This is a genomic window from Pedobacter sp. 10L46_2, assembly GCF_056395165.1.
The window spans coordinates 1-8,482 of the sequence record NZ_JBFTIZ010000178.1 but is presented as its reverse complement, the minus strand read 5'-3'; the positions used below and the strand labels follow the sequence as shown (position 1 = coordinate 8,482).

Annotated in this window: 11 protein-coding genes; 4 read left to right on the top strand and 7 right to left on the bottom strand. The window is 35.7% G+C overall.

Annotated features, from left to right (window positions below):
- Positions 1-1,672: TonB-dependent receptor domain-containing protein (locus tag AC1DDX_RS17680; protein WP_477622344.1), on the bottom strand; the 1,672-nt coding region annotated here is incomplete at its 3' end.
- A 205-nt stretch (positions 1,673-1,877) separates the two neighbouring features.
- On the opposite strand from AC1DDX_RS17680, the gene AC1DDX_RS17675 reads away from it, so the two are divergent.
- Entirely contained in the window at positions 1,878-3,488 is a 1,611-nt protein-coding gene (locus tag AC1DDX_RS17675; protein WP_337716022.1) for a two-component regulator propeller domain-containing protein, read from the top strand.
- A 76-nt stretch (positions 3,489-3,564) separates the two neighbouring features.
- Positions 3,565-3,930, top strand: coding sequence for a glyoxalase superfamily protein (locus AC1DDX_RS17670; protein ID WP_172662688.1), 366 nt, complete (start codon positions 3,565-3,567; stop codon positions 3,928-3,930).
- Between the two features lie 192 nt (positions 3,931-4,122).
- On the opposite strand, the gene AC1DDX_RS17665 is transcribed toward AC1DDX_RS17670, so the two are convergent.
- From AC1DDX_RS17665 to AC1DDX_RS17655, 3 genes are all read right to left on the bottom strand, one after another.
- Entirely contained in the window at positions 4,123-4,593 is a 471-nt protein-coding gene (locus tag AC1DDX_RS17665) for a hypothetical protein (protein ID WP_172662689.1), read from the bottom strand.
- 159 nt (positions 4,594-4,752) lie between these two features.
- Complete coding sequence (locus AC1DDX_RS17660) at positions 4,753-4,953, bottom strand: helix-turn-helix transcriptional regulator (RefSeq protein ID WP_172662690.1); 201 nt, start codon at positions 4,951-4,953, stop codon at positions 4,753-4,755.
- A gap of 6 nt (positions 4,954-4,959) precedes the next feature.
- Complete coding sequence (locus tag AC1DDX_RS17655) at positions 4,960-5,409, bottom strand: hypothetical protein (RefSeq protein WP_337716024.1); 450 nt, start codon at positions 5,407-5,409, stop codon at positions 4,960-4,962.
- 129 nt (positions 5,410-5,538) lie between these two features.
- On the opposite strand from AC1DDX_RS17655, the gene AC1DDX_RS17650 reads away from it, so the two are divergent.
- Together AC1DDX_RS17650 and AC1DDX_RS17645 are read left to right on the top strand one after the other, a co-directional pair.
- Complete coding sequence (locus AC1DDX_RS17650) at positions 5,539-6,015, top strand: hypothetical protein (protein ID WP_172662692.1); 477 nt, start codon at positions 5,539-5,541, stop codon at positions 6,013-6,015.
- A gap of 262 nt (positions 6,016-6,277) precedes the next feature.
- Positions 6,278-6,685: a DUF3997 domain-containing protein gene (locus AC1DDX_RS17645; RefSeq protein WP_172662693.1), complete on the top strand. Its 408-nt coding sequence runs from the start codon at positions 6,278-6,280 to the stop codon at positions 6,683-6,685.
- Positions 6,686-6,826: 141 nt separating this feature from the next.
- On the opposite strand, the gene AC1DDX_RS17640 is transcribed toward AC1DDX_RS17645, so the two are convergent.
- The 3 genes from AC1DDX_RS17640 to AC1DDX_RS17630 all read right to left on the bottom strand — a co-directional run.
- On the bottom strand, positions 6,827-7,108 hold the full coding sequence (locus AC1DDX_RS17640) for a hypothetical protein (protein WP_477622343.1): 282 nt from the start codon (positions 7,106-7,108) through the stop codon (positions 6,827-6,829).
- Positions 7,109-7,290: 182 nt separating this feature from the next.
- Positions 7,291-7,515: a hypothetical protein gene (locus AC1DDX_RS17635; RefSeq protein WP_172662695.1), complete on the bottom strand. Its 225-nt coding sequence runs from the start codon at positions 7,513-7,515 to the stop codon at positions 7,291-7,293.
- Positions 7,516-7,634: 119 nt separating this feature from the next.
- A partial coding sequence (locus AC1DDX_RS17630) for a serine hydrolase domain-containing protein (protein WP_477622342.1) occupies positions 7,635-8,482 on the bottom strand: 848 nt, incomplete at its 5' end.

Here is an 8,482-nt window from a genome sequence, read left to right as displayed (position 1 = left end):
GATTTAAGGAACTGAGGCCCGGTCGGTTAATCCGCCTCGAATAATTTAAAGACAAAACATTGTTTGCGTCAGCTTTGTAAACGATATAGGCAGTAGGGAATAGGGCACCATAATTACGCTTATTGCGCTGGTCTAAAGTAGGCGAATAACCATCCGTCATCGTGTACTCATAACGCAATCCTGCCTTGGCCGTCCATCTTTTTGAAAGTTCAGATGACATACTGAAATAGGATGCCAGGTTTTTTTCGGTATAGTTGAATTCATTGCTACGTGTTTTGTCCAGCAAGAAATTTTCGTGGACATAATTATAGTACTCCACATCAGCATTGTTATCAAAATTGGCGAACTTAATACCTGTTTCTATTTTAGCCCATTTATAAGGTAATGTTAAATCTGATTGAACAGACCAGATATTGTATTTTGACGAGTTATTATTGCGAACTGCAGCATAGGTGCTTTCAGATTCTGAAACAAAATTATTTCTTATTTCAGGTCTGTTCGAGAAAAAATTAACAGAACTACTTAATTTCTTTCCGGCCGAATCAATCTTTAAATCGTGGTATACATTTAAGGTTTGTGCAAATAATGGTCTGTACATTTCGCCGTTAGTGTTCAATACCGAGTCTACAGTATTACTCTTACCATAGCTATAACTATTAACAAAGGCATTATTCTCTTTACTCAGTGAAATATTATAAATAAACCCGATGTTATTGTGCCTATCTAACTCATAGTCTATACTTAAACCAGCCTGCAAACCGGGAGTAATTGATATACGCTGCTCGTTACTGAGAATTTGACTAGAGTTTCCAATCATATTGAGCCAATTGTTCTGCATATTGTGATAACGTGATTGGCCAAATGTAAAAGAACTGTTGATTTTTTTTGAACGGAAAAAAAGAGCCAGATTGTTGTTGTAGGAGGCGTAGAAGCCCTGCCGATATGTTGAACTTAATGAACCGCGCCAGCCCAAAGATTCGTTTTTCTTTAAAACAATGTTAATCAGGCCGGCATCCCCCTGGGCATCATATTTTGCTGGCGGATTGGTAATGATCTCGATTTTTTCCACACCTTCAGATCTGAGTGTTTTCAGATAATTAGTTAAGTCTGTTCCGCTTAAATAGACTATTTTCTCATTTACCATAACACCCATACTACCTTTGCCCGCCATAGAAACGCCATTGTCAGATACCTTTAAAAAAGGCGCCACCTGCAAAGCCTCAAAGAGGGAAGAACCATTTGCCGCTATAGTGTTGTTCAAGTTAAATATCCATCGATCCACCTTTCGTTCAAGAACGGGGTGCTTACTTTCAATGGCGACTTCCTTGAGCTCTTTCGATTGCTTGTTGAGAACAACATCAGTTAATTTAACAGAAGAGCCGTTAAATCTGATATTGTTTAATAACTGGCCGTTGTAACCTATGCACGAAACCTTAACGGTAAATACGCCGTTTTTTAAATTAGTGATCTCGAAATAGCCTTCTTTGTTACTTGCCTCATATTTTACCAGGGTTGAGTCTGCAGCATTTAAAACTGTTATGGTTGCACTTTCAACTCCCTTACCTCCGGTTTCTATTACCCTGCCTGAAACAGTCTGTGCAGAACTTTCGTAAATTAAACTTAAAAGCAAAAGAAAACTTAATATGCAGACTTTGTAAAAAAATAATTTCATATAAATTTGGTTGGTTTACATAGAAGACACAACCAATAAAGAAAAGTTGCTTGTCCGTAGCAGCGATAATGGATCTAGCAAATTAAACTGTCAAGATTTTATTTACAAAGTTTACATTTTTATTTACAATCCAAATTCGTCGCGCCGAAAAACATCAAAGTAGATTCGCTGAATCAATTCTAATTGGATCAATAAATAAAAAGGTATGAAATACATACACGTATATGCTTTGTTTGTAATGTCTGTTTTTCTCACTTCCTGTGGACAAAACCAAACAAACGTACCAAAAGATAACATCAAAACCGAAGTTAAAGACATAGGGCCTAACCTAATGGTTCGTAATATAAAAAAAGGCAAAAATGGCACCATTTTGATTGCTGGCCCGAACAACTCATCATTTGGTGATGTTTTTCGATATGATGGAAAATATTTTACTAATCTTACAAGTAAAATAGGTTCGCATCGATTCTGGGATGTCCTTGAAGATCGCCTAGGAAATATTTGGTTCACTTCTACTGATTCAGGCGTTTATTATTACAACGGGAAATCCATTCAACATTTCACTACCACAGAGGGACTTGCCAATAATCGGGTGATGTCTGTTTATGAAGATAAGGCCGGCATTATTTGGTTCGGCACCGGAGGTGGAATAAGCCGTTACGATGGGAAATCTTTTCGAAATTTTAAAAATCCGAACCCCTCGCGTGTTTATAAAGAAGGAAATTGGAACAATGATATTACTACAATCATTGAAGATAAAAGCGGGAAATTATGGGTTGGCACAAGAGGCGATGCTTTCGTTTTTGACGGAAAAACATTTACCCCCTTAATCCATAAGGGAAAAACTTTTACAAACGTTTGGAGTATAATCGAAGATAGAAAAGGCAATATTTGGCTTGGTGACGTCACCAATGGCCTTTGGCGCTATAACGGCAGCACCTTTACTTGGGTATCGCAGAAGGGTGTTTATGCTATAATCGAGGATAAAAAAGGAAACATCTGGGCTACTGGTCCGGTAAATACTGCTCATGTGGCGGTCTGGGCACTGTCCCGTTATGATGCAAACTCCTTGTATAGTAACAAGCCCACGGTAGCCGAAATTATGTTAGGAGATGCTTTTTTTGGGCTTTTGGAAGCAAACGATGGAAGTATTTGGTTTGGATCTGCGACCGGAGTGTATCGTTATGATGGAAAGACCATCACGGACTTTTATAATAAAAAGGGTCAGAAAAAATATATCATAGATACGAAGCAAAGTGTTGTAATATGGAAAGGTTCTATGCTACTTGGTGCATGGGAAGGTTCTACGTTTCTTGGTGATGGTTCTGGTACAGGCGACGTCGATATATTAAAAGGTGAATTGGTGATCGAAAACCGTCATCTGGAGGGCGGTGCAGTTGAAGTCGACATGAATACAATTGAACAAAAATTTGATCATCCAGGTCCACACAATAAATTGCCTGCATTTTTTGACGTCAAAAAATTCCCCGTTTCTACATTCACAATTACGAAGGTTGAAACAGTAAATGATGGAAAAACTGAAGGCAGGAACGGGAACATGACCATTGAAGGTGTTGCAACTATAAAAGTTACCGGGAACCTGACCATTGAGGGGATCACGAAGGCAGTTACTTTTCCGGCCACAATGTATTTTAAGGACGGAATGGACGGCACTGTTGTGGTGAATGGCACGCTGATCATTGATCGAACAGATTGGGGTATCGATTATGCCTCAGAAAAGTACTTTGATAAGTCTTGTGATGGAATTATTTCGGACGACGTTAAACTCTTTATGAGAATCGTAGCAAAAAAATAACATCTTTTCGCCAATCGACATAAAATATTTTATGTCCTGTTATAAACTTTATTTTCAAATAAACGTTGTAGCTATTATGAGTAAAGTTAAACCAATTTTAAGAATATTTGATTATGATAAAGCCATCGAGTTCTATGTAAACTGGCTTGGTTTTAAAATCGATTGGGAGCACCCGAATCACCATGATGCCCCCATATACCTGGAGGTAACATTAAGGGACATTACTTTAAACCTGTCAGAACATCATGGTGATGCAAGTCCTGGTTCACACGTATCTATTGAGGACTTTAAAGGTCTTCGTGCTTATCATAAAGAGTTAAACGACAAGAGATATAAATATAACCACCCAGGTTTGGAAGTACCCGAATGGAATCCCAAAGCCATTACGGTAACTGTTTATGATCCTTTTGGTAATAGGATCACGTTCTCTGAAGAAGAATAAGGTTTTTATTCTAGATATTTACATTTCTAATCCTTTTTTATATTTTTCAATGCTCCAATTGATTCCCCATTGACTAACATAGTCCTTCATTGGCCCCGAGGCTAGCTTACTTTTGACTAAGCATACTTTAAAAGATATTGTAATGTTGGAGCAATAGGTTAAAGATAAAAATAGACCTGCATATCTAATATGCTATTTGATAAAAGGATCGTAATGTTCACCATTCAATTTATATCTCAAAACTTCTCTTTCCTCTGGCAGTGCAAGTCGTATTCGAAATGATATTTTCTTTGGCTCATCTTTGCTCATCTTAAGCAGATATTGAACAAAATCATTCGTCACAGAATCTTTAAAGGAAGCTACAATTATAGACTTCCAACCAAGTTTACTTTCCTGATCTAGCACATTCTTCTTGAAAAATGCGCGTTCCATTCCTGCTGGGATTTTGAAAATATGATTTGGCATTAAACCAATGGTATCTGACTCTCGATCATCCGAAACCCCTTTGCCTATTGAAGGTTCTTGAAAAGAATAATAATATACTGATGAATTTGAATCTATCAAAAAGGTATTTCTTCCATATTTTCCGCGTGGTGGAATAACTAATGCCCCATCATGCTTTTTAAAGGAAGCTTTATAAAGACTATCTTCCTTACTTATCACATATGGTTTATTGTTATTTATGCATCCAAGAGTACTAAATAATACGAGAGAAAATATTAACATTATCCTAAACCTAACCATTGTTGTTTTCTAATTAAGAGGTTTTGCACAACCTACAAAAATTTCATATTAAACGCTATTTTGAAAGTGAGGACTATCTCAATCTCCTTCTTCCAATTCAAATACCTGTTCCACAGAAACTCCGAAGATGGCGGCAATCTTCAAAGCCAGCACAGTTGAAGGGATGTATTTGCCTGATTCCATGGTGTTAATGGTTTGCCTTGATACATTTACTAGCTGTGCTAACTCAGCTTGAGTTATATTTTTTATTGCCCGTTGGACTCGTATTGAATTTTTCATGGGCAATTAATAGTCTTCACTATTTTTTAAATTTTTATTCAACAAATACAAGCTGTAGTTGAACTTTATAATGTAAACAAGCAAAAGCGTAACTACATTATAAGTAACTATAAACACAAACCCAAGACCATAGGATGTGAAATTCAAAATTAATAAGATCGCATAGCTTATCAGGACTGCCCATTTCCACGATTCTAATCTAATTTTGCTTATTAGTTCATCTTCATTAATGTGCCTGGCGAACGAAACCATAATTAAACCAATTATGACACCCGAAAATGCAAGTTCATTAGTTAAATTGTAGTCTGCAGATCCACCGTCATTAGGATAATAGATCTGAAAACCTGGTATGTTGTACCCATAAGATTCCGTGAGGATACCTAACGCCAAGAAAAGCAAAAATGTAACCCAACCGATAAGGCGAAACTTTGCAGGAAGAAGAAATTGATTTTTCATATTTATATCTAGTTTACTTGATCAAATGTAAAACATATATATCATTATGTCAAGTATATTTTACTAAATATGTTTATTAGATATTTCAAAAGATACAGTATATTTAAACATGCCTCTCAATCAACCAATATGAAAATCGCACTATTACTTCCATGTTTTATACTATTTTCTATTGGACTAAAAGGCCAGGCTAGTAAGAATGAAAAATATAAGCCGGTTAATATTGATTCGTTGCTAAAAACTCCCGTGATCTTACCAAAGGAAGGGTATTCTATTACTAATATTCAGTTTACGGCGAACTATGATAAGAACCTGGGCGCAATTTCAGGCGTACATAGACACCGATTTCTAATGTTTCAGCGTCAACACCCGGAAGTAATGTGGCAATTTGCGGATGACAGTGGTCAATTTAAAGTTGGAGATAGTTCATTATATATCCCGATAGGTGGTGAAGATAGAAGATTATTCAACCTGATATGGGACTCATGGGGAGATCAATTCGGGCCAAAAGTAATATTACATGTCCAAATGCTAATTGGTAAATTTGAAAGATATGGCATTACCAGAGACTTTATCATAAGAGATATAATAATGCCAACCGAATAACTTACGCGTATGAAATATTTTTTAATTGGGGTTCTGTGTTTCGCATTAATGTCTGCACTACCATTACTATGGAATCATTTCTCATTTGTCGAATTAGGCTTTCCATTCCCTTACTTGCAAAAAAAGACTTTCGAGGGGATAGATGGAAGTGCTTTCATGATCTCTTTTATATTAGTAAATTTACTATACGATTTAGCCATCGTAGCTATTTTCGTTTGGATACTGACTTATCTCAAAACAACTATTAAGAATTATAGTTGAAATGAAAATAAGTAAGCTTTTTATAGTTTTATACGCGCTACTAATATCGTCATGTGTCGGTAGTGAATTTCAACGACAAAAAATACTAGGAAATTATTTTATTACAACTACAGATAATTATAATAGAGATATTTACATAGGTTATAAATTAGAAACAGGTGATTTTGTAGGGGTTTTATCTTCTAAGATTATTGAAATTGGAAATAATGAAGAGTTTATAATTGCTAAGCAATCAAAAGATTTCAATAATAAATCTGACCTTAATTATTATATTATTAAAAAAATGGAAAAGACAATCACTCCTGAAAATGGCGTACTAGGTCCATTTGCTAAAGAGGAATTTCAAATTAAAATAGAAGAATTAGGGCTGAAGAAGGTTGAATTTAAAAGGGTGTCCAAAGCAAATTAGATTTAGACATTACAATTGTATAAAAAGTGAAGTACAACCATTATGAATAAACCATGATTTTGAATCAGGCTATCGAAAGCAAGTTATTGGAATCAAGAAATTCCGAATATGTAGGATGATGGCGACATTGAATACATGTAATCAGGTACATTTATAAAACAGCCGTYCAATAAGATATCCGTATATCAAGACATTTACTCCCAGCAAAACAAAAAAAACGTATTCATTGTCTCCCATAACATTCCAAAGTAAAGTATGTGTCGGAAATCTAAGTACATAAAATAATTTTGAAAGCGTTAATACTGCCAAACTGCCTCCGCTTGTTCCTTCTTCTTCGGCACCTACAGCAACAAAGCTAACAGCGGTTAAAATCCCAAGAAAAATGATTGAAATCAGCAGTATTTTTAAGTTTATTTTTTTCATGAAAGCAATTTCTCGGGAAATATATAAAAATAGGTATTTTACACTATTTAGTCGGGTCAAACTCCACAATCCATTCAATATAATATTTATCTCTAAATATTCCGGCGTATATACCCCAAGAACTGTCGCCAACGGACCCTTCAAGTCCCATATATTCTAAAACAAGCCGAGCATATTGTCATCTAATTTTTAATATAGATTTCGGCTAAACCTGTCTTTTTAATCTTGCAGGTTATTAAATAATATATAATAATAAATGCAATCAATGGGGTAAGGAAAAGCCCAAGCAAAATAACACCACCAAAACCTATGCGCGTATCTCTACCATAACGTCCTAATGCCCATAGCATAGCAATAGCAACTAGAATTAATACAATTTTACCAGTACCGATAGAAGCGAATAACATACGTTTAAAATTTAGATTTATAATTACTAATAATCCTGATTCACTTTTAAATCATTAGACCATTACTAATCATTAGACTGTTAAATGCGCAAGTTATACTCAGCATATTATCAACTTTACTAATGAATCGCAGTGATTAAATTATTACCCAAGCTATGACCTGTATTTGTATTGTTCGTTAGAATAACCACAGCTATTTGCCTACTCAGATCTATGCAAATACTGCTGAGATAACCACCTGTTCCGCCAGTATGAGTCATAACGTTTTTGTTATCTGGCAAATAATACCAACCTAGTCCAACTATATCCGGTTTTTTATCAAAAGTGACCTGATGTATTAATTTTATAGCTGTATCAAGAGTGGGACTAGAAGAGAATAGTTGTGCTTTTGCATAAGTTATAAGGTCAAATGTTGAGCTTTTAATGGCACCTGCCGCTTCAACAGCCTGCAGATGATAAAAAGGAACTGGCTGAGAGAAACTATTATAACCTTGAGCAAGGTTACTAAATTTGGTGCTGTCAATGGAGCACATAGTTTCATTCATTTTCAATGGCAGGGTAATATACTGCCGTAGAAGTTCCTGATAAGACTTGTCATAAATCCTTTCAAACAATACACCTATTAGCCCGACGCCTAAATTGCTATATCCATACTTTACGCCTGGCACTGTTGTTTGTTTAAAATGCTTTAGAAGCGAAAACAAGTCCTTAACCTTATAGTTACCATAAGGCTGATTGGCATCAATAACCGTAGCTCCCAGATTGTCGGCATCCCTTGGTAAACCAGAGGTATGATTGGCAAGTTCTTTAAATGTTATCTTTTGTAACGCAGGGTTTTCAGCCACAGAATCTGGTAGAAACTTGGTAATTGATGTTTCAAGAGTTAGTTTTTGCTGATGAACTGCCAGAGCAAGCAGGGTAGAGGTAAATGTCTTAGTTATAGAACCAATATCATATAGTGTATGAT